This is a genomic window from Rhizobium sp. A37_96 (assembly GCF_053521765.1).
On sequence record NZ_JBNWDS010000002.1, the window covers coordinates 625,032 to 648,799 of the forward strand.

25 protein-coding genes are annotated in these 23,768 nt (G+C 61.9%); 10 read left to right on the top strand and 15 right to left on the bottom strand.

Annotation, left to right across the window (positions count from 1 at the left end):
• Nucleotides 1-235: 235 nt before the first annotated feature.
• Nucleotides 236-850 carry a LysE family translocator gene (locus ACQZ6J_RS09480; RefSeq protein ID WP_449083579.1) on the top strand — a complete coding sequence of 205 codons (615 nt, stop codon included), beginning with the start codon at nucleotides 236-238 and terminating at the stop codon, nucleotides 848-850.
• Between the two features lie 4 nt (nucleotides 851-854).
• Here ACQZ6J_RS09480 and ACQZ6J_RS09485 read toward each other — a convergent pair whose 3' ends face one another.
• The 3 genes from ACQZ6J_RS09485 to ACQZ6J_RS09495 form a co-directional block, all read right to left on the bottom strand.
• Nucleotides 855-1,592, bottom strand: coding sequence for a 16S rRNA (uracil(1498)-N(3))-methyltransferase (locus tag ACQZ6J_RS09485; RefSeq protein ID WP_449083581.1), 738 nt, complete (start codon nucleotides 1,590-1,592; stop codon nucleotides 855-857).
• Nucleotides 1,593-1,704: 112 nt separating this feature from the next.
• Nucleotides 1,705-3,240, bottom strand: a complete 1,536-nt coding sequence (locus ACQZ6J_RS09490) for an inorganic phosphate transporter (protein ID WP_449083583.1) — start codon at nucleotides 3,238-3,240, stop codon at nucleotides 1,705-1,707.
• A gap of 96 nt (nucleotides 3,241-3,336) precedes the next feature.
• A complete protein-coding gene (locus ACQZ6J_RS09495) occupies nucleotides 3,337-3,834 on the bottom strand; it encodes an NUDIX hydrolase (RefSeq protein ID WP_204326241.1) in 498 nt (165 codons plus the stop codon).
• 260 nt (nucleotides 3,835-4,094) lie between these two features.
• Here ACQZ6J_RS09495 and ACQZ6J_RS09500 point away from each other — a divergent pair, with 260 nt between their 5' ends.
• Both ACQZ6J_RS09500 and ACQZ6J_RS09505 read left to right on the top strand, forming a co-directional pair.
• Nucleotides 4,095-5,006, top strand: a complete 912-nt coding sequence (locus ACQZ6J_RS09500; protein WP_449083586.1) for a LysR substrate-binding domain-containing protein — start codon at nucleotides 4,095-4,097, stop codon at nucleotides 5,004-5,006.
• 112 nt (nucleotides 5,007-5,118) lie between these two features.
• Nucleotides 5,119-6,282, top strand: coding sequence for an adenosylhomocysteinase (locus ACQZ6J_RS09505; protein ID WP_449083588.1), 1,164 nt, complete (start codon nucleotides 5,119-5,121; stop codon nucleotides 6,280-6,282).
• A gap of 4 nt (nucleotides 6,283-6,286) precedes the next feature.
• Here the strand turns inward: ACQZ6J_RS09505 and ACQZ6J_RS09510 are convergent, their stop codons facing one another.
• Nucleotides 6,287-6,850 carry an O-acetyl-ADP-ribose deacetylase gene (locus ACQZ6J_RS09510; RefSeq protein WP_449083590.1) on the bottom strand — a complete coding sequence of 188 codons (564 nt, stop codon included), beginning with the start codon at nucleotides 6,848-6,850 and terminating at the stop codon, nucleotides 6,287-6,289.
• A gap of 30 nt (nucleotides 6,851-6,880) precedes the next feature.
• Nucleotides 6,881-7,777 (bottom strand): LysR family transcriptional regulator, encoded by an 897-nt coding sequence (locus tag ACQZ6J_RS09515; protein ID WP_449083592.1) that lies wholly within the window; start codon nucleotides 7,775-7,777, stop codon nucleotides 6,881-6,883.
• A 121-nt stretch (nucleotides 7,778-7,898) separates the two neighbouring features.
• On the opposite strand from ACQZ6J_RS09515, the gene ACQZ6J_RS09520 reads away from it, so the two are divergent.
• From ACQZ6J_RS09520 to glcF, 3 genes are all read left to right on the top strand, one after another.
• Complete coding sequence (locus ACQZ6J_RS09520; RefSeq protein ID WP_449083594.1) at nucleotides 7,899-9,338, top strand: FAD-binding oxidoreductase; 1,440 nt, start codon at nucleotides 7,899-7,901, stop codon at nucleotides 9,336-9,338.
• Nucleotides 9,335-10,534, top strand: coding sequence for an FAD-binding protein (locus ACQZ6J_RS09525; RefSeq protein ID WP_449083596.1), 1,200 nt, complete (start codon nucleotides 9,335-9,337; stop codon nucleotides 10,532-10,534). The genes ACQZ6J_RS09520 and ACQZ6J_RS09525 overlap by 4 nt, the downstream gene beginning before the upstream one ends.
• Before the next feature lie 228 nt (nucleotides 10,535-10,762).
• Nucleotides 10,763-12,082 (top strand): glycolate oxidase subunit GlcF, encoded by a 1,320-nt coding sequence (gene glcF, locus ACQZ6J_RS09530; protein WP_449083598.1) that lies wholly within the window; start codon nucleotides 10,763-10,765, stop codon nucleotides 12,080-12,082.
• Here glcF and ACQZ6J_RS09535 read toward each other — a convergent pair.
• The 5 genes from ACQZ6J_RS09535 to ACQZ6J_RS09555 all read right to left on the bottom strand — a co-directional run bounded on the left by ACQZ6J_RS09535 (nucleotide 12,079) and on the right by ACQZ6J_RS09555 (nucleotide 16,524).
• Nucleotides 12,079-12,426 carry a DUF6881 domain-containing protein gene (locus tag ACQZ6J_RS09535; RefSeq protein ID WP_163984599.1) on the bottom strand — a complete coding sequence of 116 codons (348 nt, stop codon included), beginning with the start codon at nucleotides 12,424-12,426 and terminating at the stop codon, nucleotides 12,079-12,081. The two genes, glcF and ACQZ6J_RS09535, sit on opposite strands and share 4 nt — an antisense overlap.
• Nucleotides 12,427-12,500: 74 nt before the next feature.
• Nucleotides 12,501-13,172 (bottom strand): outer membrane protein, encoded by a 672-nt coding sequence (locus ACQZ6J_RS09540; RefSeq protein ID WP_449083600.1) that lies wholly within the window; start codon nucleotides 13,170-13,172, stop codon nucleotides 12,501-12,503.
• A 323-nt stretch (nucleotides 13,173-13,495) separates the two neighbouring features.
• Nucleotides 13,496-14,194, bottom strand: coding sequence for a L,D-transpeptidase (locus ACQZ6J_RS09545; protein ID WP_163984597.1), 699 nt, complete (start codon nucleotides 14,192-14,194; stop codon nucleotides 13,496-13,498).
• Between the two features lie 212 nt (nucleotides 14,195-14,406).
• Nucleotides 14,407-15,228: a trypsin-like serine peptidase gene (locus ACQZ6J_RS09550; protein WP_449084158.1), complete on the bottom strand. Its 822-nt coding sequence runs from the start codon at nucleotides 15,226-15,228 to the stop codon at nucleotides 14,407-14,409.
• A gap of 513 nt (nucleotides 15,229-15,741) precedes the next feature.
• Nucleotides 15,742-16,524 (bottom strand): L,D-transpeptidase, encoded by a 783-nt coding sequence (locus tag ACQZ6J_RS09555; protein ID WP_449083602.1) that lies wholly within the window; start codon nucleotides 16,522-16,524, stop codon nucleotides 15,742-15,744.
• Nucleotides 16,525-16,826: 302 nt separating this feature from the next.
• On the opposite strand from ACQZ6J_RS09555, the gene ACQZ6J_RS09560 reads away from it, so the two are divergent.
• The gene (locus tag ACQZ6J_RS09560) at nucleotides 16,827-17,456 is read left to right on the top strand and encodes a DNA-3-methyladenine glycosylase I (RefSeq protein ID WP_449083604.1); all 630 of its coding nucleotides are present in this window, start codon (nucleotides 16,827-16,829) and stop codon (nucleotides 17,454-17,456) included.
• Nucleotides 17,453-17,980, top strand: coding sequence for a hypothetical protein (locus tag ACQZ6J_RS09565; protein WP_449083606.1), 528 nt, complete (start codon nucleotides 17,453-17,455; stop codon nucleotides 17,978-17,980). Before ACQZ6J_RS09560 ends, ACQZ6J_RS09565 begins: the two co-directional genes overlap by 4 nt.
• Nucleotides 17,981-17,983: 3 nt before the next feature.
• Here the strand turns inward: ACQZ6J_RS09565 and ACQZ6J_RS09570 are convergent, their stop codons facing one another.
• A complete protein-coding gene (locus tag ACQZ6J_RS09570; protein ID WP_449083608.1) occupies nucleotides 17,984-18,688 on the bottom strand; it encodes an HAD family hydrolase in 705 nt (234 codons plus the stop codon).
• Nucleotides 18,689-18,994: 306 nt separating this feature from the next.
• On the opposite strand from ACQZ6J_RS09570, the gene ACQZ6J_RS09575 reads away from it, so the two are divergent.
• A complete protein-coding gene (locus ACQZ6J_RS09575; protein ID WP_449083610.1) occupies nucleotides 18,995-20,044 on the top strand; it encodes an aldo/keto reductase in 1,050 nt (349 codons plus the stop codon).
• 48 nt (nucleotides 20,045-20,092) lie between these two features.
• Here ACQZ6J_RS09575 and ACQZ6J_RS09580 read toward each other — a convergent pair whose 3' ends face one another.
• The gene (locus ACQZ6J_RS09580) at nucleotides 20,093-21,118 is read right to left on the bottom strand and encodes a zinc-dependent alcohol dehydrogenase family protein (RefSeq protein WP_449083612.1); all 1,026 of its coding nucleotides are present in this window, start codon (nucleotides 21,116-21,118) and stop codon (nucleotides 20,093-20,095) included.
• A 110-nt stretch (nucleotides 21,119-21,228) separates the two neighbouring features.
• Here ACQZ6J_RS09580 and ACQZ6J_RS09585 point away from each other — a divergent pair, with 110 nt between their 5' ends.
• Nucleotides 21,229-22,131, top strand: a complete 903-nt coding sequence (locus tag ACQZ6J_RS09585) for a LysR family transcriptional regulator (protein WP_449083614.1) — start codon at nucleotides 21,229-21,231, stop codon at nucleotides 22,129-22,131.
• Between the two features lie 164 nt (nucleotides 22,132-22,295).
• Here ACQZ6J_RS09585 and copM read toward each other — a convergent pair whose 3' ends face one another.
• The 3 genes from copM to ACQZ6J_RS09600 form a co-directional block, all read right to left on the bottom strand.
• A complete protein-coding gene (copM, locus tag ACQZ6J_RS09590; RefSeq protein WP_449083616.1) occupies nucleotides 22,296-22,664 on the bottom strand; it encodes a CopM family metallochaperone in 369 nt (122 codons plus the stop codon).
• Between the two features lie 74 nt (nucleotides 22,665-22,738).
• Nucleotides 22,739-23,116 carry a hypothetical protein gene (locus ACQZ6J_RS09595; protein WP_449083618.1) on the bottom strand — a complete coding sequence of 126 codons (378 nt, stop codon included), beginning with the start codon at nucleotides 23,114-23,116 and terminating at the stop codon, nucleotides 22,739-22,741.
• Between the two features lie 69 nt (nucleotides 23,117-23,185).
• Nucleotides 23,186-23,713, bottom strand: coding sequence for a 2'-5' RNA ligase family protein (locus tag ACQZ6J_RS09600; RefSeq protein ID WP_449083620.1), 528 nt, complete (start codon nucleotides 23,711-23,713; stop codon nucleotides 23,186-23,188).
• Nucleotides 23,714-23,768: the final 55 nt, after the last annotated feature.

The window sequence follows — 23,768 nt, forward strand, 5'->3', positions numbered from 1 at the left end:
CTTAGATCTCGGAGGAGAACCCGCGCCAGCCGCAGGTCAACAGGAGGGTGATTGACGCGGATTGAGGTACGGTGCAAGTGAATTTCTTTCAAGGGTCGTTCAAAAAAATAGGATTTTATGTCTCGCAAGTGCGTCAGGGGCGTGACAGCCGCCGGCACATTTGCACAAGCGTTCAAGACGTCGGCTCATTTTCATTAGTAGTTTCGCTTCGACAGACAACCGCCGGAGCATATCGATGGTCGTTCCGAATGGCCTTTACTATTCTATTCTGACATTGCTTCTGACCTCGCTGGTCATCATGGGCAGTCCCGGCCCTTCGACAGTCAGCGCCACGGCAATGGGCGCGGCCTATGGGTTTAGGCGGTCGCTCGGCTACGTCTCCGGCCTTATTATCGGCACCGTGGCGGTATTGCTGGCCGTGGCAGCCGGCGTCGTTGCCATCTTGCTGTCCATCCCGCACGGCGCCCTGGTGCTGACGATCGTGTCGGCCGTCTATATCCTTTACCTTGCCTTTAGGATCGCGACCGCGCCGCCCCTGTCGCGCCGTGGCGACCAGGTCGCGGCTCCGGCCTTTTCCGGCGGCTTTCTGCTGGCCGTCGCCAATCCGAAAGCCTATCTGGCGATCGCCGCCGTCTTTGCCGGCGCCAGCCTGTTTCAGGATCGGCGTCTACTCGACGCCGCCCTCAAGATCGCGCTGCTGACGGCAATGATCGTCGCCATTCACATGCTATGGCTTCTCGTCGGCGCTTCCCTATCCCGGTTTCTTCAAAATCCGAGGATCTCGCGGATCGTCAACGTCTCGTTGGCGATCCTGCTGATCGTTGCGACCGTCGTCGCCGTTGTGGAGTGAAGGCTCAGTTCCAGTCGCCGATGGCCGCCTGGATCACCGCCATGGCGGCAACGGCGGCCGTGTCGGCGCGCAGGATGCGCGGGCCCAGCGGAATGGCGGTGACGAAATCGAGGCTGCGCAGCAGAGCGCGCTCCTCTTCGGAGAAGCCGCCTTCAGGGCCGACCAAGAGCGCCAGATGCTTCTCCTTCACCTGCGTCAGCAGCGGCAGCGGATTCTGGCCGGCATCGCCTTCGTCGCAATAGATGATGCGCCGGTCGCGCGGCCAGCCGGCCAGCAGATCGGTGAGCTTCACCGGCTCCGCCACATCGGGAATGCCGAGGATGCCGCATTGCTCGGCCGCCTCGATGACGTTGGCCCTGACCTTGTCCAGATTGGTGATCTTGCCCTGCACATGCTGCGTCATGACCGGCTGCAGCAAGCCCGCACCCATCTCGACAGCCTTCTGGACAAGATAGTCCAGCCGCCCGACCTTCAGCGGTGCGAAAAGATAATGCAGGTCGGAGGGAGCCGGCTGCGGCCGCGTTTCCCCGACCGGCGTCAGCAGGATACGCTTGCGGGACGGAAAGGAGACGCCGACCTTCCATTCGCCGTCGCGGCCGTTGAACACAAGCAGTTCGGCGCCGTCCTCCATGCGCAGCACATTGGCGAGATAGTTGAACTGGTCCTGGTCGGCCTCGATGGCGATGCCTGCCTTGATGTCTGCCGTCACGAACAGCCGCTGCATGCGGAAATTGGCGCGCATGGATTACCCCCTAAAGCGATTCCCAGGAAAAGTGCGCAGCGGTTTTCCGTCCGGAATTGCGTAAAAACAAAGAGATAGAGCCATTCGGATTCCATGGGAAAGCTGAACCGCTCTAAATGAAGAGCGCGACCATAACCCAATATACGGCGGCGGCAAGCAGGGCCGCGGCCGGCACGGTGATCGCCCAGGCGGCGATGATGGTCATGAAATGCGAGCGGCGCACCAGGCGGCGGCGATAGGCCTCGTCCGGATTGCGCTCGTCCGCATTGTCCGGTTCGTGCCAGGGGATGCCGGCGGCTTCGGCTCTCTTGCGCATATAGTCGAGACGCCGCCTGGAGCGGCTGGTGGACCATTCGCGGAAGAAGCCGACCCCGAAGACAGCTCCGACGGCGATATGGGTCGAGCTCACGGGAAAACCGAACCAGGCTGCGACGATGACGGTGAGCGCCGCCGACACGGCAACGCAATAGGCCCGCATTGGATTGAGCTTGGTGATCTGCTCGCCGAGCAGGCGAATGAGTCGCGGGCCATACAAAAGCACGCCCACGGAGATGCCGCACGCGCCGATCATGACCACCCAGAAGGGAGCCCTCTGCGTGGTCGCCTCGGCCACCACGCCGAGCGAGCCGCCGAGGCCGATATCGCGAACGATCGCCGCCAGCGGGCCGATGGCGTTGGCGACGTCATTGGCGCCATGGGCAAAGGACATCAGCGCCGCCGAGCAGATCAACGGCAGGCGGAAGAGCTTGCGCAGCGAGCTGTTTTTGTTTTCCAGCCCGGCGGATTGCGCTACCACCAGCGGCCGCGCGACGAGCCAGGCGATGAGGCCGACGCCGATGCCGATTGCGAGGTTCAGCAGCGGCGGTATCGCGTCCTTGGGCTCGAGCTGGACGACGAGATAGCCCGCAAACGCGCCGGCCATCAGCCCGATCAGGATCGGAATCCAGTACCTTGCGGCCGCGATCTTGTCGTCGCGATAGATGATGAAGGTTTCGATGAAGAACAGGATGCCGGCCGCGATGGCCCCGCCGAGGAAGGGTGTCACGACCCATCCGGCGGAGATGGCCGCCAGTATGTTCCAGTTTACCAGTTCCGGGCCGACGGCCGCCGCCCCGGCACCGACGACGGCGCCGACGATCGTATGCGTGGTCGAAACCGGTGCTTTCAGCCAGGTGGCGAAATTGATCCAGAGAGCGGCTGCCAGAAGCGCGGCCATCATCAGCCAGGCGAGCTTGCCGATGCTGATGATGCGGTTCGTGTCGACGATATGCGTCGAGATCGTGTTGATGACCGGGCCGCCGGCAATCATTGCACCGAGGATTTCGAAGACGGCCGCCATGACCAGCGCCTGCGTCATCGTGATCGCGCGGGCGCCGACCGCCGCGCCGACATTGTTGGCCACGTCCTTGGCACCGATGTTCATGGCCATGTAGCCGGCAAGGGCGACGGCGGCAAAGATCAATGTCGCCCGCGGCAGGTCGAGCACGTAGATGCCGGCGAAGACCATGGCCAAGCCGAGGAAGATCAGGCCGATGCCCGGTGCCACCAGACGCCTCGCGACGTGATAGGTCGCGTCCTCGACATAGGTGAACTTGTCGAGGTCCTTGTCGAGCGTCCGTTTTTCTGGCGTGGCCGGTCGGTCGGGCATGCAATTCTCTGGATTAAAACTCTCGTATTGCGCTGCCCGATGCGGCACGCAACATCTGCCTCGTATCCTGGCACAGTTTCTTGTGAGTAATGTGGCTTACTTCGCCTGCGCCGCGGCGGCCGGTTTGACCATCCGCTGGGCGAAGCCGAGAATGATGCCGCTCAGTTCCGGTTCGCGCACGCGCTCGGCCGCTTCCTTGCAGGAAACCCATTCAAGGGAGCGTTCGCCCTTTTCCTTGAAATTCTTGGCGAGTTCGCTGACCTCAAGCGCATAGACCTGCACGCGGCACGGTATCTCGATGCCGTCCTTCAGCAGTTTGTCGTAGCCGAACGAGCCCAGCGGCTCGGTTTCCACCGTGCCGCGCACGCCGGCTTCCTCATAGGCCTCCCGCGCGGCGACCTCGTGGGAGAGCTTGCCCGGCATCGGCCACCCTTTGGGAATGACCCAGCGCCCGGTGTCGCGGCTGGTCAGCAGCAGCACCTCGAGGTCACCCGTTTTCTTCTTCACCCGATAACAGAGCGCAGCATATTGCTGTCGCGGCGGACGCCGAAACATAAGTTGCACATCATTTGCTATACGGCTGAGAAAGGCCAATTGTCGGATCACCTTTTAGAGGTTGGAGTGAAGGATTGATTCTATATTACCATTCTGTGGAAAAAATTTGCGCTCCACAGAATGCCATATGGTATTTCCCCACAAATTTATTGAGTGCTGAGTATGTAAAAAGGCGACGATTTGTCTTCTGATATTCGCCAGCCACTGTACTGAAAGCGACATTGAACAGCATTTTCATGCCGCAGATGACGTAGCTGCTTGAAAACGGCCGTCATCACACTGGATAGAAAGATAAAACCTTGCCGTCCGAACCCGTTTCATCCCGACGCCTGCCGCCTTTGAACGCGCTGCGCGCCTTCGATGCCGTGGCGCGGCGCGGCAGCATTCTGAAGGCGGCCGATGAGCTCGGGGTGGTGCGCGGCGCCGTCAGGCAGCAGTTGAACCTGCTGGAAGCCCATTTCGGCATCGCACTGTTCGATCGGGAAAACGGCAGGCTGGTGCTGACCGCGAAGGGCAGGGCATTTGCCGATTCCGTCGGTGTCGCCTTCGGTATCCTGACGCGGGCCTCGGCGGAGCTTTCGATTGGAAGCCGCCGGTCCATCCGGCTCGGCGTTCCCTCGGCCTTCGCCGTCTGGTGGCTGATGCCCCGCGTCGCAGATCTGCAGGCAACCCTGCAGGATGTCGATATAGACATCGTGCCGATGGCAACGGTGGAGCCTTTGGCCAAGCGCGCCGATCTGGAAGCGGTGATCATGGGCGGTGAATACAGGCCGACGCGCGATATCACCGCGATTCGCTTCATGGAGGATGAATTCGGCCCGGTCGCCGCGCCTGATGTCGCTGGCCGGCTTGGCCTTTCCGCCGGCGTCTCGGCGCTCGCCGCGGCCGTCGCCCTCTCCAGCCGGTCGGCTCCGAGTCTCTGGAACGACTGGTTTGCGGAAAGCGGCCATGCCTCCGTGCGCTTTGCCGGCAATCGAGAATTCGAGGACCTGCTGCTGGCGATCGGCGCTGCCCGCTCCGGCCTGGGGGTTGCCATTGCGCCGCGCACAGCCATCGGCGACGACATCGATCGCCGCGTCCTGGTCGCGCCTTACGGCTTCATCCGAAGGCCGGCGGGCTACAGCCTCAGCATCCGCAGCAGCGATGTGAAAGACCCGGCGCTCGTCCGGCTCGCAGACTGGCTGAGCGTGGCAGGAGCCGAACTGGTTTAGCCAGGCATCGGCATGGCAGATTTTCTGCCATGCAACGCAATGCAATGTCCATCGACAGGCCCTTTGCCATCATGCCAGATCACGGCATCGAACCAGCCGGCAGGAGCGCATCATGGATCAGTCTTCTTCTCTTTCCCGCATTGACTGGGTGGCGCGCAGCTGCCGGCTGCTGGCCGCCACCGCCGCGGAGTTCCGCGATACGAAGCCCTTTGCAGGCCTGACCATCGGCACCGGCATCCATCTGGAGCCGAAAACGGTCGCGCTGCTGATGACGCTACGGGCCGGCGGCGCGGGCCTCGTCTGCACCGGCAATCTCAACAGCACGCAGCCGGAGACGGTGGACTACCTGCGCGCTCAGGGGATAAAGGTTTTCGCCACGCAGACCCGCAACGCCGATGAGCATGGCGCGAGCCTCGACGCGATCCTTGCGGAAAAGCCGGACCTGCTGCTCGACAATGGCGGCGATCTCTTTGCCCGCGCCGCCGAACGCCCCTATGCCAATCTCCTGGGCGGCACCGAGGAAACGACATCCGGCCGCACGCGGCTGCTGCCGATGCGCGACAGGCTCAACATGCCGATCCTCGTCATCAATGACAGCCCGATCAAGCAATTTGCCGAAAACAAGCACGCTGTCGGGCAGAGCATGTTCGAAAGCTATCTGCGTTTCACAAATCGCTCCACCAATGGCAAACGCGTCACCGTCTTCGGTTACGGCGCCTGCGGCAAGGGCACGGCGGCCTGCTTCCGCAACGCATTTTCCACTGTCAGTGTCGTGGATATCGACCCGGTCACGACGCTGGAGGCGCATCTCGACGGCTTCTCGACGCCGCTGCGCGAGGCGGCGATCCGCTCGGCCGATATCCTTGTTACCGTCACCGGCTATGCCGACATCGTCACGGTCGCCGATCTGCCTTTCATCAAGGATGGCGCAATTCTGATGAACGGTGGCCACTTCCCGCATGAAATCGATGTCGAAGGCTTCCGCAACAGTCCCGACGTCGCGGGTATCGATCGCTACGAGGCCGAGCAGATCGAGACGGTTCGCATGCGGGATGGCCGCGCCTTCCACATCCTTGGCGGCGGTCATATGGCCAATCTCGCCGGCCCGCGTCCGCTCGGCAATACCGTCGAATCCATGGATCTCGGTTTCGCGCTGCAGGCCCGTTGCCTGGAGCGGGTCGCCAGGGGCGGTCTCGGCGCGGAGTCCTGCGTCATCCCCGTTCCGGGTGACATCGATGCCCTGGTCGCCTCCGCCTACCTCGATCTGGCGCGGTGAGCAATCAGGCTCCGGCCAGCGCCCGCGGCAGCAATCGATCGTAGAGCGCGGCCATCTCGTCGGCGAAGCAGCAGAAAATGATCTCGTCGAAGGCTCCATCCTTGCTTTCGGCAAGAGCGGTTCCGATTGCGATCTCCGCCGCCGGTGCTGCGGGAAAACGATATATGCCCGTGGAGATGGCGGGGAAGGCGATGGTGCCGAGCCCATTCCGCCGGGCAAGGCCGAGGCTGTTGCGATAACAGCCGGCGAGCAATGCCTCTTCGCCATGGTCGCCGCCGTTCCAGACGGGGCCGACAGTGTGGATCACATGCTTCGCCGGCAGGCGATATCCGCCTGTCATCTTCGCTTGCCCGATCTTGCAGCCGTTCAACGTCCTGCATTCGGCGACAAGGTCGGGACCCGCGGCGCGATGGATGGCGCCGTCCACGCCGCCACCGCCAAGCAGGCTGCTATTGGCCGCATTGACGATGGCATCGACCGGAAGCCGTGTGATGTCGCCGAGAACCACGGTAAAGCGCGTCTTCGCACCGGCGGCAAGATCGGAACGAATGATTTCGGGCGCAGACATGATGATCTCCTCGAACCTGGAACGGGCCTTCTAACGCTCCCAATAGGGAACGGGCCCGTAAAGTTCCGCAAGAAAGTCGATGAAGACGCGCACTTTCGCCGGCAGGAACTGTCGACTAGGGTAAACCGCCGAAAGCGTCACATTATGCGACCCTTCATAGACCGGCAGCACTTGAACGAGGCGGCCGTCGCGCAGTTCCGGGCCGACATCCCAGGTGGACCGCAACGCGATGCCGAGGCCGGCGATGACGGCTTCGCGAACCACCTCGCTGGAATTGGTGATGAGCCTGCCCTCCGGCCGGAAGACCAGGCTTCCCTTCGGCCCGTCCAGCCGCCACGGATCATGATTGTGCGCCGGCAGGCAGACATGCCGGCGCAGATCTTCGATATCCTGCGGCATCCCATGGGAATCGATGTAGGCCGGCGATGCGCAGAGCACCCGGCGCACCGGCGCGAGCCTGCGGGCGACGAGGCTGGAATCGGTAAGCTCGGCAATGCGGATGGCAAGGTCGAAGCCGCCGCCGACGATATCGACGAATTCGTCGCTGAGCACGAGATTGATCGCCAGCTCCGAGTGGGCTTGCATGAAGGATTTCAGATGCGGCGCGATATGCAGCCGCCCGAAGGACGTCGGCGCCGAGATCTTCAGCGTGCCGTACATCTGCGAGGATCGCCCGGCAATATAGGCTTCCGCTTCCTCCAGCCCGGCCAGAATGGCAAGCACGCGGTCGTAGAAACCCTGGCCGGCCTCCGTCAGCGAAATCTGCCGCGTCGTGCGCTGTAAAAGGCGGGTGCCGAGCCTGTCTTCCAGGCGTTTGATGCGCTTGGAAATGACGGCGGGCGAGAACCCGAGCGCGCGGCCGGTCAAAGACATGCTGCCAGTCACGACGACGCTGGCGAAGATTTCGAGATCCCCTAAATTGGTCATGCACAATTATTTCCTATTTTGGAATAAATGCTTATCATTTGCGCCGAATTTTGGAAAGCGCTAAGCCTGTTATGCGCTAAAAGGAGGCAGCGCCCGAAATCGGATGCAGGAGGAGGACGGCATGGCCGAGGCCATTTCATTTCTGGAACCACGTGCGGATGTTCTGGCTCGCCGTAGCGCCATCGTGGCGGACCTGGCCGATCTCCTGGCGCCGGAATGCCTGATCCACGAGGCGCGCGAGCTCGTGCCCTTCGAAACCGATGCCTTCATCTCCTACCGCCGCCTGCCGCTGGCGGTCGCCTTGCCGCGCTCGACGGCGGAAGTGGCCGCCGTCATGAAATACTGCCATCGCTACGGCGTCCCCGTCGTTCCGCGCGGCGCCGGCACCTCGCTTTCCGGTGGCGCCATCCCGCAGGAAGATGCCGTCGTTCTCGGTCTCTCGAAGATGAACCGTATCCTCGACATCGATTACGCCAATCGCACCGCGACCGTGCAGGCAGGGGTGACGAACCTGCATGTTTCAGAAAGCGTTTCGGCCGATGGCTTCTTCTATGCGCCGGACCCGAGCTCTCAGCTTGCCTGCACCATCGGCGGCAATATCGGCATGAATTCCGGCGGTGCGCACTGTCTGAAATACGGGGTCACCACGAATAATCTGCTCGGCGTCAAGCTGGTGCTGACCGACGGCACCGTCGTCGATCTCGGCGGCAAGGCGCTGGACGCCTCCGGTTACGATCTGCTCGGCCTCGTCTGCGGCTCGGAAGGCCAGCTCGGCATCGTCACCGAGGCGACGGTGCGGCTGATCGCGAAGCCGGAGGGCGCCCGGCCGGTGCTGTTCGGCTTCGATACCTCCGAGGAGGCGGGCGCCTGCGTGGCCGATGTCATCGCAGCCGGCATCATTCCGGTCGCCATCGAGTTCATGGACAAGCCGGCGATCGATATCTGCGAAGCCTTTGCAAAGGCAGGCTATCCGCTCGATGTCGGCGCTCTCCTGATCGTCGAGGTGGAGGGTTCCGAGGCGGAAATGGACGACATGCTGAAAAGCATCGTCGATATCGCCCGCAAGCATGAGGTCAAGACGGTCCGCGAGTGCCAGTCGGCGACGGAGGCTGCCTTGATCTGGAAGGGCCGGAAGTCCGCCTTCGGCGCCACCGGCCGCATTGCCGATTATATCTGCATGGATGGCACCGTGCCGCTCAGCCAGCTTTCCTACGTGCTGAAGAAGACGGCCGAGATCATCGACGGCTATGGTCTGCGCGTCGCCAATGTTTTTCATGCCGGCGACGGCAACATGCATCCGCTGATCCTGTTCAATGCCAACGATCCCGAGGACGCCGCCAAGGCGGAGGCAGCCGGCAACGATATTCTGCGGCTCTGTGTCGATGCCGGCGGCTGTCTCACCGGCGAGCACGGCGTCGGCATCGAAAAGCGCGACCTGATGCGGCATCAATATGCGGATGTCGATCTTGCCCAGATGATGTCGGTCCGTGCGGCCTTCGATCCGGACTGGATCCTCAATCCCTCCAAGGTCTTTCCTCTCGATGGGCGCAACGCCGCATGAACGAATTCCATCCCGAGACGGAGACGGAAGCGGCCTCCATCATCAGCGATCATACGGCGCGGGGCGCGGCTCTTGCGATCGTCGGCGGCAACACGCGGTCCGGTTTCGGCAATGCGGTCGCATCCGACGCGCTGCTGTCGTCGCGCGATCTTGCCGGCATTGTCGCCTATAATCCGGGCGAGATGGTGATGACTGCCCGGGCCGGGACGCCGGTGGCGGAGATTGCAGCCGCCCTTGCCGAGGGTGGCCAGATGATGGCGTTCGAGCCGATGGATCATCGGCCGCTGATGGGGACGGAAGGCGAGCCGACAATCGGCGGCATTTTCGCAGCCAATGTCTCCGGTCCGCGCCGTTTCGTCAGCGGTGCCGCGCGCGACAGCCTGCTCGGCGTCCGCTTCGTCAATGGCCGGGGCGAGATCGTCAAGGCCGGCGGGCGGGTGATGAAGAACGTCACCGGTCTCGATCTGGTCAAGCTGATGGCCGGTTCGCACGGCACCCTGGGGCTGCTGACGGAGGTGACCTTCCGCGTTCCGCCCAAACCGAAGACGGAAGAAACCGTCGTCGTATCCGGTCTCAACGATGCGGAAGCGGCCAATGCAATGGCGGCGGTCATGGCCTTGCCGCTTGAAGTGTCGGGTGCCGCCCACCTTCCGCTCACGGTCGCCTGGTCTTTTCTCGACGGCAAGCTGCCGCGGGGCGAGGCGACGGTGCTGCGCCTGGAAGGTCTTCCCGGCTCCGTCGCGGTCCGGGGGGAGAAGCTCGCCGCAGCGATGGGCCGGCTCGGTTCCGTGACGCGGCTCGAAGAGGAGGACAGCCGCAGGCTCTGGCGGGAAATCCGCGAGGTGAAGCCGTATGCCGATGGCACGTCGCGCCCGATCTGGCGTGTGTCGGTGGCGCCCGGCGTCGGCCACCAGCTCGTCGCGGCCCTTCGCCTGGAAGCAGGCGTGGACGCCTATTACGATTGGCAGGGCGGCCTTGTCTGGATGCGCATGGAAGCGGAGCCGGAAGGCGACTTGCTGCGCCGCTACATTCATGCCCTTGGCGGCGGACACGCGACCTTGCTGCGCGCCACCCCCGCCGCCCGCGCCGAAACTGCCGCCTTCCAGCCTCAGCCCGAAGCGGTGGCGCTGCTTTCGGCGCGCGTAAAGGAAAAGTTCGATCCGGCGGGAATCTTCAATCCGGGGAAGATGGGGTGATGGCGCATTGTCTACGATTGCCCCTCATCCTAGCCCTCTCCCCGCAGGCGGGGAGAGGGGATGACCTTGTTTGCGGGACTGTATCGGCTCAAAAGAGGCTGAGGGATGACGGAGGGTGCGCCCATCCTCTTCTCCCCGTCCATACGGGGAGAAGGTGGCCGCCCTTCGGCAAAAACTCAGGAGGCCGGATGAGGGGCAAGATCTTGCTCGAGTGGGGATGTATATAAGATGCAAACCAATTTCACTCCCGAACAGCTTGCCGATCCGCATGTGGCGGAATCCGAGGCGATTCTGCGCAAATGCGTGCATTGCGGCTTCTGCACCGCCACCTGTCCGACCTATGTCACGCTCGGCAACGAGCTCGACAGTCCGCGTGGCCGCATCTACCTCATCAAGGACATGCTGGAAAACGGCCGGCCCGCCGATGCCGAAGTGGTCACGCACATCGATCGCTGTCTTTCCTGTCTCGCCTGCACGACAACCTGTCCTTCGGGCGTCGACTACATGCATCTGATCGACCATGCCCGCGCTCATGTCGAGAACACCTACAAGCGTCCGCTGATGGATAGACTGACCCGCAATGTGCTGGCTGCCGTGCTTCCCTATCCCGGCCGCTTCCGGCTGGCTCTTCGGCTGGCGCGCCTCGGCCGGCCGTTCAAGGGCATGTTGAAGCGTGTTCCGGCGTTGAAGGCCTTTGCCGCCATGCTCGATCTTGCGCCCCGCAACGTCCCGGCGCCGTCACCCTTCGCCAAGCCCGGCCGATATGAGCCGCAGGCGGAGCGGCGCGGTCGCGTGGCGATACTGACCGGCTGCGCCCAGCCTGTGCTCGATCCGGAGATCAACGCTGCGACCATCCGTCTGCTCACCCGCCTCGGCGTCGAGGTGGTGGCGCCGGAAGGCGAGGTCTGCTGCGGTTCGCTGGTGCATCACATGGGGCGCGAGGAACAGGCGCTTGCCGCCGCCCGCGCCAATGTCGATGTGTGGATACGCGAGATCGAGGCCGGGGGGCTGGACGCCATCGTCATCACCGCCTCCGGCTGCGGCACGACGATCAAGGATTACGGGCACATGCTGCGCCTCGATCCGGCCTATGCCGAAAAGGCGGCAAAGGTTTCGGCCCTTGCCAGGGACATCACCGAATATCTCGCAAGCCTCGACCTGCCGTCGCATATGCCGCGCGGCGTCACGGTCGCCTATCATTCCGCCTGTTCCATGCAGCATGGGCAGAAGATCACCATGGCGCCGAAGTTGCTCTTGAAGGCTGCGGGCTTTACCGTGCGCGACCCGGCGGAAGGGCATCTCTGCTGCGGCTCCGCCGGCACCTACAACATCATGCAGCCGGAGATTTCGGCCGAGCTGAAGGCGCGCAAGGTCAGGAACATCGAAGCGACAAAGGCCGACATCATCGCTACGGGCAATATCGGCTGCATCACGCAGATCGCCACGGGAACCGCCATTCCCATCCTGCATACGGTGGAACTGCTGGATTGGGCCTATGGCGGCGATATGCCGGCAAAGCTGAGAGGGCTGCAGCCAGCCGCCGCTTAATGAAGTCCGCCCGACAGCGGCGACCAGTGCGCTTGCCACTCGACCTCGAACCGATCGGCTGCAATGCGCGTCATGCTGATGCGCTCCTGCCCCTCTTCAAAGAAAATACCGTCGGCCAGGCCGGCGATGCCATCGTAAAACGAGCCTTCCACAAGGCTGGTAAGGCGCTGCATGTCTCGTCCGCGCAAGGCAAGATCGGCGACCGACATGCATTGGCGGCGGCCATCGGCAAACACGTCGATGAGCCGCGGGACGTCGCCGGCGACATCGACCTCGTAGTAGACGATGACCGGCTCCTCGCTTTCCGGATGGATCCAGTCGCAGCGGTAATAGTGAAAGCTCATGTGCCGTAGCCTAGCACATTATCCCCCGGGCCTGAACCGGTTTGGAGGTCCCGGCGACGTCGAGAAAGCTGTTTCTAGAAGTTGAACGAGACACCGAAGTTGAGGGCGTGGGTGAAAACCTTCGTCTTCAGCGTATCGCCGCTGTCGATGGAGACGTCGTTTACGAAATTGTAGTTGCCCTTGTATTCGACGAAGGTCGACCAGTGCTTGGCGAACTGATAGCTGACGCCGGCCTGCGCCTGCAGCGAAGCGCCGCCGAATTCGTAGTCGAAGGTGCGGCCGGACGCGCGGGTGACTTCGACATGCGGCACGTTGATACCGGCGCCGAGGCCGACATAGGGTGTCCAGTTGCGGCTCGGATCCTGGAAGCGGTAGAGCGCGTTCAGCGTCAGCATGTTCAGGCCGTCGGTAAATTCGAAATGCGACCAGCCGGGCGTATTGCCGAGATCGCCGTAGACCTTCGCATGCGAGTAGTCCAGCGACACGCCCCAGTTCGGCTTGTCGAACTGGTCGAGCCACCAGATGCCGCGGAAGCCGAAATAGGGCGGCATCTTGAAGGACTTGCCCGACCAGTTGGGGTCGAAATCGGCGCCGTCGGATGTGGTGACGTTGCTGCCCGTCGCGCCCTGTACGCCGCCATAGGCGGAAAATTGCATTTCCGCCGAAGCAGAGCCGGCGGCAAATACCAATGCTGAAATGGCAAACGCGGCAAGGGCCGGCTGCTTGATGCGGAATGCACGATGCATATGAGATCCCCGGATGGCACAGTGCTGCTATCTAAGCGCGCTTCCGTGACACTACTATTGCGGTCACCGGTCGGCAGGCATGGCCTAAGCGGGAAAACTGACGGTCAGCTGAAGGGAAGGGGCGATCTTGCTGCGGCCCGGAGCGATAAGCTTCAGGCTGTAACGCAGGCGCAACAGTGTATTCTCCGCGTGCGGGGGTATGGGGAGAGACGCATCGCCGGCCGGCCGGACGCCCGAACCCGCATGGCCGATGCCATGCCGAAGTTCGGCGCGCCCCTGGATGCAGGCGGACCGATGCGGGAACGAGGCGCTAATTGCCTCGCTCAGCTGCCGAACATCGTTCTCAATATGTCGATGCCGCGATCCTGGAAACTGACTTCGCCCTGCTTGTTGCCGGGGCCGACGACGATGACCTTGGTGCCGACGGGGACCCGCTCGTAAAGATCGATCACATCCTTGTTCATCATGCGGATGCAGCCGGAAGACATGTTCAGGCCGATGCTCCACGGCTGGTTGGTGCCATGGATGCGGAAGGCGGTGTCGTTGCCGTTGCGATAGAGATACATGGCGCGCGCGCCGAGCGGATTGTCCTCGCCGCCTTCCTGGAAGGCCGGCAGCTTGTGGCCCTTCTTGGCTTCGCGCACCCGCATTTCCGGCGGCGGCGTCCAGCCCGGCCATTCCGCCTTGCGGCCGACCTTGACGACGCCCGACCAGCCGAAGCCGTCGCGGCCGACGCCGATGCCATAGCGTCTTGCGCGATTGTTGCCTTCGACGAGATAGAGATACTTGTTGTTGGTGTCGACGATGACCGTCCCCGGTGCCTCGCTTGTCGCCAGCCGCACCATGCGGCGCTGGAACTGCGGCTTGACCTGCCCCTGCGGCTCCATCGCGACCCGGATCACGTCGCCGCGTGTGGCCGGTGCCGTATAGGGTGCGGAGGCGGTGAAGGCTGCTGCATTCGACGCTGCAAGTAGACACGCCGCAACGACGCCTGTCGCCACGACCGATAATGCTGCTTTCATATGGCATTCCCCTCGTTGAATTCAGTAGGAAACTACCGGAACCGACGAGGGGATCAAGATCAAAATGCCCGATACGAAGAATGGTCGGGTGGAGCGGGTAACTCTTCTATCTTCGGGTCAGCTATAGTCGATGCAATAGTGTGGATGAAGGGTTCATTGGTACCATGAAGTTTTAGGCTTCGCTCAGCCTGGATATCGATCCACTACCTTACCTATTTTCCCGCAAGTTTATGCACCGCTTCGATAAGTTCGGGCTCCAAACCCACGGCGAATGTATAACAACGAGTGCGATTAAACTTCCGGCATGAACCGGTGCCTGATGTGGTGATGCCGACGACCTCCAACCCGTCAGTCCCCTCACGAAGCAATGGACTACCCGACGATCCTATGTCAGCAGAACAATCTGTGCGTATGCCTCCTGCGGTGACTCCATCCGTGTTTTCGACCGATCGTATACGACAGTCGCCGAGGACACGCTCATTCCAGTCATCGGGCAAAAAGTTGGCCTGTCGAATAGACGCCGTCGTGATCCTATCGCCCACGGAAGCCGGTTTTGAAGGCAAATGATATGGCTCAAACTCGGTCACCGGTTCAGATAGGCGCATCACCACCCAATCGAACGGATCGTCCCAAGACGCGCGACTCTCGCTGGGATGAACGAAAGACTCGACATCGACTTTGTGCCAGGTCGATCCCTTGCCGTCGCTCACTTCAAACGCACATCGCATAATCGACATTGCCCCTGCATATTTTATCATGCTGTTTTTGGGATAAAGAGCATGCCGCGCCGTGACAACGATATTTGACTTGTAGAGAAGGAAGGCACTGGCCTCATTGAATGGGCACATAATCCGACCGCTCGCACCAAACTTCTTGCGAGCCTCATCCGACGACATGCCATGCGAAGCAGCATAGTTATCGATAGCGCGCCGGTTGTCAGCGCCGATCGTTCCGGCTCTTGCATAGGAAACACTGAAAATCAGCGCGATGAGGAAAGTAAGGAGGTATTTTTGCAAGCTATTCGACACCATCATCAAATGATGAACTCGCCATTGTTAACATGTAGCGACACTACCGCTTCCGCGTTGGCACTGTAAAGTTAACAATTATACTGTAATGTAAGTTTGCAGGGTGAGTATTCAGCCTACCATCCGATATGCGTTTTACGGGTTTGACTGTAGCAGTCTGCTGAAGGTCGCGGAAATGCGTATGACCTCTCACGGGGCATCGGTTTTCGCGACCGCGTCGAGCCCATACGTCAACGAAACGGAAGGTTGAGTACAGCCCCAGGTAGCCGAGTCGCAGGGAAAATTGCTCTCGCTGGGGCGCAACTCTTTCCGATGATCTGGAGCTTGAGTTCTGTTATCCGGCGTCGGCGGTGGACATCGGCCGCCTACGTTCAACTTATCTATACTCGCTAGATATAAGCCTGTCCTCAAATTTATGCTTGAGCCTTACTGCTTACGCTGAGCGTCCAATCGAAGGCGCGGCGGCTCGTAGGCTTTGATCGCCAATGCTCGCCGCGCCTCTTTCGATTTGCTTGCAAATCACATCACGATGACGCGGGTGCCGACCTTTACGCGGTTGTAGAGGTCGGTGACATCCTCGTTGCGCAGGCGGATGCAGCCGGAGGAGACGGCGTTGCCGATCGTCCAGGGCGCGTTGGTGCCGTGGATGCGATAGAGCGTGGAGCCGAGATACATGGCGCGGGCGCCGAGCGGATTGGCTTCGCCGCCTTCCATGTGAGCCGGGAGATAGTGACCCTTGGCGGCTTCGCGGGAGACCATTTCGGCAGGTGGCGTCCAGTCCGGCCATTCCTGCTTGCGGGTCACGGTATGGGCACCGGCCCATTCGAAACCGGGCTTGCCGACGCCGACACCATAGCGCCGCGCCTTGCCGCCGTCCATCACCAGATAGAGGAAGCGGTTGTTGGTATCGATGACGATGGTGCCGGGCTTTTCCTTGGTCTGGTAGTCGACCACCTGAGGCAGGAACTGCGGATCGAGCTGGCCGCGGATGGCCGGATATTGCGGACGGACGACGGCGACCTGCTGAACGATCGGGCGCGAAAACAGGCCGCGCGGCTGAACCACCTGGCGCACTTGCGGATTGGCCTGCTGTTCCATTCTGGGATCGGCCACGCGCCGCGCCATCGGGCGGGGGTAGACGACCGGCTGTACGCTGCCGCCGCCAAGCTGCGTCACCCAGGGAGCGGTCAAGTCGGGGCTGACGATGACGGGCGGCCGCGACTGATAGCGGTCGTTGGCAAAGGCGGTGGAGGCAAGCAGGCTCAGAGCGCCGGCGGCACAGAAAATGGCATGTTTCATCATCGGACAAACTCTCTACACATGGGCCGAGGATGGGTGCGACAGCACCCGGTCGAAACCATGGTGCCACTTGCACGCGAGCGAATGGTAAACATCTATTCATCAAAATGCCGCGAAGCCGATAAAGCTTTGTCAGGGTTACCGCCTGGTTTGGAAAGATGGTTTGCAAGTGGTAAATCTGGAATCGGAATGCGCGATCGCCCAAATGCGCCTATGATTTTAAGCGTTTGATTGATCTGGTTTTATCCGATATCTGCATACCGGTTTCCGGTAGCGCACGCCGAAATAGGGGACGAATCGCAAAAATGGCCGAAACGGGCATCATCACCGGGGAAGACGGCAGGGACCGTTGCTTCTGGCACGGCAACCTGCCGGAATACCAGCGCTACCATGACGAGGAATGGGGCCGTCCGGTCGTCGACGACATCAGGCTCTTCGAGAAGATCTGCCTGGAGGGCTTTCAGTCGGGCCTCTCCTGGCTGACCATCCTGCGCAAGCGCGAGAATTTCCGCGCCGCCTTTGCCGGCTTCGATTTCGAGAAGGTCGCCAGGTTCGATGAGGCGGATATCGAGCGCTGTGTCGGCGACGCCGGCATCATCCGCCATCGCGGCAAGATCGTCTCGACCATCAACAATGCCCGGAGGGCTATCGCGCTGCGTGACGAATTCGGATCGCTTGCCCGCTATTTCTGGAGCTATGAGCCGGCTGCTGCCGAACGGCCCGAGATCCTCGACCTTGCGCATCTGCGCGCCAACCCGACGACGCCCGTCTCCGTGCGGATCTCGAAGGATTTGAAGAAGCGCGGCTGGACGTTCGTCGGCCCGACCACCGTCTATGCATTCATGCAGGCCATGGGCCTCGTCAACGATCACATCGAAGGCTGCTATTGCCGGAAAGAGGTGGAGGCGATGCGCTGCGCATTGGTGCGGCCATGAGAGGCGCGCTTCTCGGCTTTTCATTGGCGACGCTCGTACTGTTCGGCACCGCGGCCGCCCAGGCTCAAAGCGACACACAGCAACAGCAGCTGCCGCAGCTCGACCGCGGCGAGAAAATCGAGAAGATCGGCTTTCCGGCCGTTCTCGAGAAGCTGACGGGCTGGACGAAGTTCGGCAAGGGCAAGGTCTATACGCTGCCGCTCAAGAAGGGCCAGCATGTGCGGGTCACCTTCAGCTCCAAAAGCAAATACGCCTATATGGCGATCTTCGATCTTTCCTCGAACGATGACGAATCCTTCTTCGGCACGGATGAGGATGGCAATACGGCCGATGTCACCGTCAACGAGGATACGACCTGGCTGATCAAGCCGTATTATTCGCGCGTCACCCGTCGCCGCGGTCTCGGCGCCCCTTACGAGATCCTTATCGACCCCAATCCGCCGGCCGCGCAGCAGGCGCCTGCCGACCAGCAGAAGGACCAGGGGCCGATGCTCTTCCCGCCGCGTTCGAAGCAGGGGCAATAGGGCTTACGAGAGCGCCTCGATCACGCTGTACAGCTCGCCGAGATGGCCGATATTGCGGAAACGCGGCGCTTCGGTCGGCTCCTCGACATGTTCGAACGACCAGGTCAGCTCGTGCGGCACGAAGACGCCGTAGCTTCCGGCGGCCAGCGCCGGCACGATGTCCGATTTCAGCGAATTACCGATCATCATCGCCCGTTCCGGCCCATCGCCCACCTTGGAGAAGATGCGGCGATAGGTGGAGGCGTTCTTGTCCGAGACGATTTCGACCGCATCGAAGAGATCGCCGAGCCCGGACTGGGCAAGCTTGCGCTCCTGGTCGAAGAGATCGCCCTTGGTAATCAGCACCAGCAGGTATTTGCCCGAGAGCGCCTCCAGCGTCTGGCGGACGTGCGGCAGGGTTTCGACGGGATGGGCGAGAAGATCGCGGCCTATATCGAGAATCTGCGCGATGACGTTGGCAGGCACGTTTCCTTCGGTGATCTCGATGGCCGTCTCGATCATCGAGAGCGTGAAGCCTTTGATGCCGAAGCCATAGTGGCGGAGGTTGCGTTTCTCCGCCTCCAGCAGCCGCGCGGTAATGACGTCGCTGGCGGCGTGATCGGTGAGAAGGGTGGTAAACTGCAGTTCCGTCAGCCGGTAGAATTGCTCGTTCTGCCATAGCGTGTCGTCGGCGTCGAAGCCGATCGTGGTCAGGGGGCGTTGCGTCATCGGTATGTCCGTTCTGCGCATGACATAAAGCCCCGAGTCTATCCCGCAACGAAGCGGAAGCAAGAGCAGGCACCGGTAACCGCATCGTGATCGATCATGGGTCTCGCGTTGAAATCGGATTTCGGTGCATTATGTCGTTGTTGTCTCGATCGACGCGGAGCCAGAGCCGCGTCTCGACGACTGTCTTATGACCTCTCCGCGGTGGCGCCGACAGCGGCTGCCGTGCCGAGGCCAAATTATAGCCAAGAGAATAAGAGTCCACCGGCCGGAAGCATTCTTCCGGCTGACCAAAAGGGAATTTTTCCTATGCGTTACAATCAACTCGGCAATACCGGCCTGTTCGTTTCCGAACTCTGCCTGGGCACGATGACCTTCGGCGAAGCCAATCCCGGCAGCCCATGGGGGGCCATCGCCGACGTCGACCAGGCCACGGCCGATAAGATCGTCGAAAGCTCGCTTGCCGCCGGCGTCAACTTCATCGACACCGCCGACGTCTATTCCTTCGGCAACTCCGAAAAGCTGCTCGGCCAGGCCCTGAAGAACCTCGGCGTTCCCCGCAAGGATGTCGTCATCGCCACCAAGGTCTATGGCGTCATGGGCGACAAGCCGAACGACCGCGGCGCGTCTCGCGGCCATATCATGGACTCCGTGCAGGCAAGCCTCGATCGCCTGCAGACCGATCATATCGACCTTTATCAGATCCATGCCACGGACACCGTAACGCCCATCGAAGAGACGCTGCGGGCCATGGACGATCTCGTTTCGCGCGGTCTGGTGCGCTATGTTGGCGTTTCCAACTGGCAGGCCTGGCGCATCGCCAAGGCGCTGGGCATTTCCGAACGCCGCGGCTTTGCCCGCTTCGAAACGGTGCAGGCCTATTACTCCATCGCCGGCCGCGATCTGGAACGCGATATCGTGCCGCTGATGGCGGAGGAAAAGCTCGGCCTCATGGTCTGGTCGCCGCTCGCCGGCGGCCTGCTGTCTGGCAAGTACGGTCCGGGCGCACCCGGCAATGGCGAGGGTCGTCGCGCGAGCTTCGATTTCCCGCCCGTCGATAAGGACCGTGCGTGGGCCTGCGTCGCGGCCATGCGCGAAGTGGCGGAAAAGCACGGCTCAAACGTCGCCACCGTGGCGCTGGCCTGGATCCTGGCGAAGCCCTTCGTCACCAGCATCATCATCGGCGCCAAGCGTCTCGACCAGCTCGATCAGAATCTCGCCGCCGTCAAGCTGAAGCTCGATGGCGACGACATCGCGAAGCTGGATCAGGTCAGCGCGCTTCCGGCCGAATATCCCGGCTGGATGCTGGCCCGCCAGGGCGCCCAGCGTGTGCCGCAGCCGTTCGAGCCGAAGGCCTGATGTCATGCAAAGGCCGGGCCGCCGCTCGTCGTGGCGGCCCGGCTGCTATCAGAGCTCGATGACGATCTTGCCGAAGGGGCCGCGATCGAGATGGTCGAAGGCCGCCGGAACCTCGTCGAGCGCATAGCGGTGGTCGATGACGGGCTTCAGGCCGATGCCGTCGACCGCGTGTACGAAATCTTCCAGCGCGCGGCGATGGCCGACGCCGATGCCCTGCACGACCGGCGATTTCAGCAGCAGCGGCGCCGACGGGCCGGTGATGTCGAAGCCCTCGAGGACACCGATGACGGAAATCCGGCCATGAGGCGCCACCGCCTTCAGCGACTGGGCGAAGTTCGGCCCGCCGGCGATTTCGAAAATGTGGTCGATGCCGCGATCGTTGGTAAGGCGATAGACCTCCTCCACCCAGTCGCTTTTGTTGCGGTCGATGCCGTGATGGGCACCGAGCGCCTTGGCCCGCGCAAGCTTTTCCGGTCCCGATGAGGTTACGAAGACCTCGGCTCCCTGCGCGGCGGCGATCTGCAGGCCGAACAGCGCCACGCCGCCGGTTCCCTGCACCAATACGCTGTCACCTGGCTTGATCTTGCCGCGCTCGACCAGCGCGAACCATGCCGTCAGGCCGGCGCAGGGCAGCGTGCTTGCCTCGGCATAATCGAGGCTCTTCGGCGCCGGCACGAACCAATCCTGCGGCATGGCGATATATTCGGAGAGCACGCCCGGATAGATCCCGCCTAGCGTCTTGTAGGGAGGGTTTCGAGCGTCGCCGAGCGGCTTGCCGTCGATCCAGCCGGGATGGAAAGTGGAAATGACCCGATCGCCGACCGAAAATCTGGTGACATCGTCTCCCACCGCTTCGACCAGGCCTGCCATGTCGGAGGCCGGAACGAAGGGAAACTGGATCGGCAGCCCCATGCCGGTCTCGCGAACGAGCTTGTCGCGATAATTCAGCGAGGCGGCCTTGACCCGCACGAGGACTTCGCCGCGCGCAGGCGTGGGAACCGCCGTTTCCGTAAGGTTCAAGGGAGCGCCGACGGCGATCGTATCGAGGGTCCAACGCTTCATGGTTTGCGTCATCATGATCTCCTGAGAGGAATAGGAAGCAATGGGCCCACTATATCGTTGCCTCCGCATCGCCAGTGGCGATATTATTTCCGCTAACTGGTTCCCCGAAGGAAGCAATCGTCATGAATGACATGTTCAGCGGCATTCCGGAATTTGTAGAGGCGGTCGAGGCCGGCGGTTTTTCGTCGGCGGCGGCACGCCTGAACCTGTCGCGCTCGGCGATCGGCAAGACCATCGCGAAGCTGGAGAGGCGTCTGAACGTGCGCCTGTTTCACCGCACCACCCGCATGCAGAGCCTGACGGACGAAGGTCAGGCCTTCTACGAGCGCTGCCGCCGGGCGCTGGACGAGATACAATCGGGCGAGGCCATGCTGGAATCGGGCAAACGCGAGGTTACGGGACGCCTGCGCATCTCCATGCCTGTGCTCTTCGGCCGGCGCTGCGCGGCGCCGCTGCTGCTGGAGCTTGCCCGCATGCACCCCAAGCTCGAACTGGATCTCTCCTTCAGCGATCGCGTGGTCGATCTTTTCGACGAAGGTTTCGATCTTGCCATCCGCAACGGCGTGCTGCGCGACGAAGCCGGCCTCGCCGCGCGCAAGATCGCCATTCATCGCATGATGCTGTGCGCATCGCTGGATTATCTTGCCGCGAGAGGTGCGCCGCGAACCATTGCCGATCTCGATGGTCACGACCTGATCGTCTATGCGAGATCGGGCGAGACGAAGAGATGGGCTCTGCTGGAGAATGACGGCACGGCGGTCGATTATTTTCCGGAGACGCGGCTGCGCCTTGACGATCTGGAGGTCATCGCGGACGCGGCGGCATCGGGAATGGGAATCGCGTGGCTGCCCTGCTGGCTGGTGCGCGACTACGTGGCCGCCGGCACGCTCGCGCCGGCGCTGAAGACTGTTTCCAGCCGCGAGGTCAACGTCTATGCCGTCTGGCCGCAGACGCCGCAGCTTTCATTGAAGATGCGCGCAGTGATCGACCTGCTGGCCGCGCGCCTGCCCGAGGTCATGGATTGAGCGTATGACAATTGGGGCCGTCCCGGATGCGGGCGCCTCGGCGAATACACGGCTCTGCCTTGCCAATACAGCGCCGTTTCAGACCGGCAGGACAGGCTCTTCTCCCGGCCGTTTCCGGGCGGTGAGAGAGGCGACGCAGACGCCGCCTCTCGTCTTTCGATGAATTACTTGCCGTGCTTCTTCAGCCAGGCTTTCATCTCCTTGATCTCGGCTTCCTGCGCGGTGATGACGCCTTGGGCCAGTTTGCGCAGTTCGGGGTCCTTGCCATATTTCAGCTCGATCTTGGCCATGTCGATCGCGCCTTGATGGTGCGGGATCATGCCGCGGACGAAATCGGCGTCGGCATCGCCGCTGTAGGTGAGCATCATGTCCTTGTGCATCTTGCTCATGGCATCGTTGTAAGCCTTGCTCGAAGCGCCCTGGTCGCCCATCGGCTTGCTCATATCCATGCCCGACATGTCGTCGGCCAAGGCAGGAAGGGTGAGGCTGAAGGCAAATAGGCCGGCGATGATCAGCGATTTAGAACTAGACATGGGTATCCTTTCCATTTCTGGACGGTATCTGAATCCGAGCGGGAGGCCGCTCGCTGGATGGATGCAAATAATCCTCAGGCGAAACGGGGAGGGGGTGCCATCGGCTGCGGACGCGAGCCGGCAAGATGTTGCCCCTGCATGGGCGCCGGATAGGAGAATGTTTGCTTGCCGCCTGCCGCAGTAAGTGCCGGCGTCAAGGCGAGACAGGCAGCGCAGGAGGCCACATGCGCCATCCCGCCGGCACAGGGGTTTTCCGGCTTCTTCCCCCGATGTTCGGCCATATCGCCATGGCCAGCCATTCCGGGCATATCCGCCATGCCTTGATGCATGTTCATGGTCGCAGTCGCAGGCATCGCCGCGGCGGAATCGCAGACAGGACAATTCGCCAGCGCCGGCATGGCACCGTAGAGCAACCAGGCAACCAGCATTGTCAGGATCGCAAGCAAGCGCATGAAAAGAAACCTAGCCGCGCAGCCCGCGAAGGCAAGTGCAAACTGCGTCGTCTGGACACTGGCGGCCGATCAGGGCAGCAGTTTGACTTCTTGCAAGATTTCAACCGGAGGAAAGCTCAGGCAATCCACCGCGTCGAAGGCGAGCGTAAATCGCGCCGGCGTTCCCGCCGCCCATTTCAACGCCTCCTCCGTGGCGCCGGCGGGAATTTTCATTGCAATGGTGCAATGCGGCTGCCAGCGATCCGGACGGGAATGCTCGTGGCAAAGGGCAGGGTCGATCTCATCGTGAATGGCGCTGTGTATCCGCCTCAAGACGCGATCGTTCGCGGGGCGTGCCCAAAGCACCAGCATCTCGTTTGGAAAATGGCCGATACCGGAAAATTCGATCGACAGGGGCGGCATCTTGTCGAAGACGTTCCGTGCCGCGGCGAACAGTGAGGGCAAGGCGATGTCCTGATAGACGGCCAGCGTCAGATGCGGCGGATAGTTCAAAGCCTGCATCGACGGAGAGGTTTCGAACCTGCTGGCCTCCTGCCAGAGATTCAAAACCGGAGCGGCGCTGCTATCAGTGCATTTCAAAACGATCGCATATGGCATGGTCTCTATGCCGCCTTCGCTGGCTTTTGTCGGTTTTGTCGGTCGCTAACATATA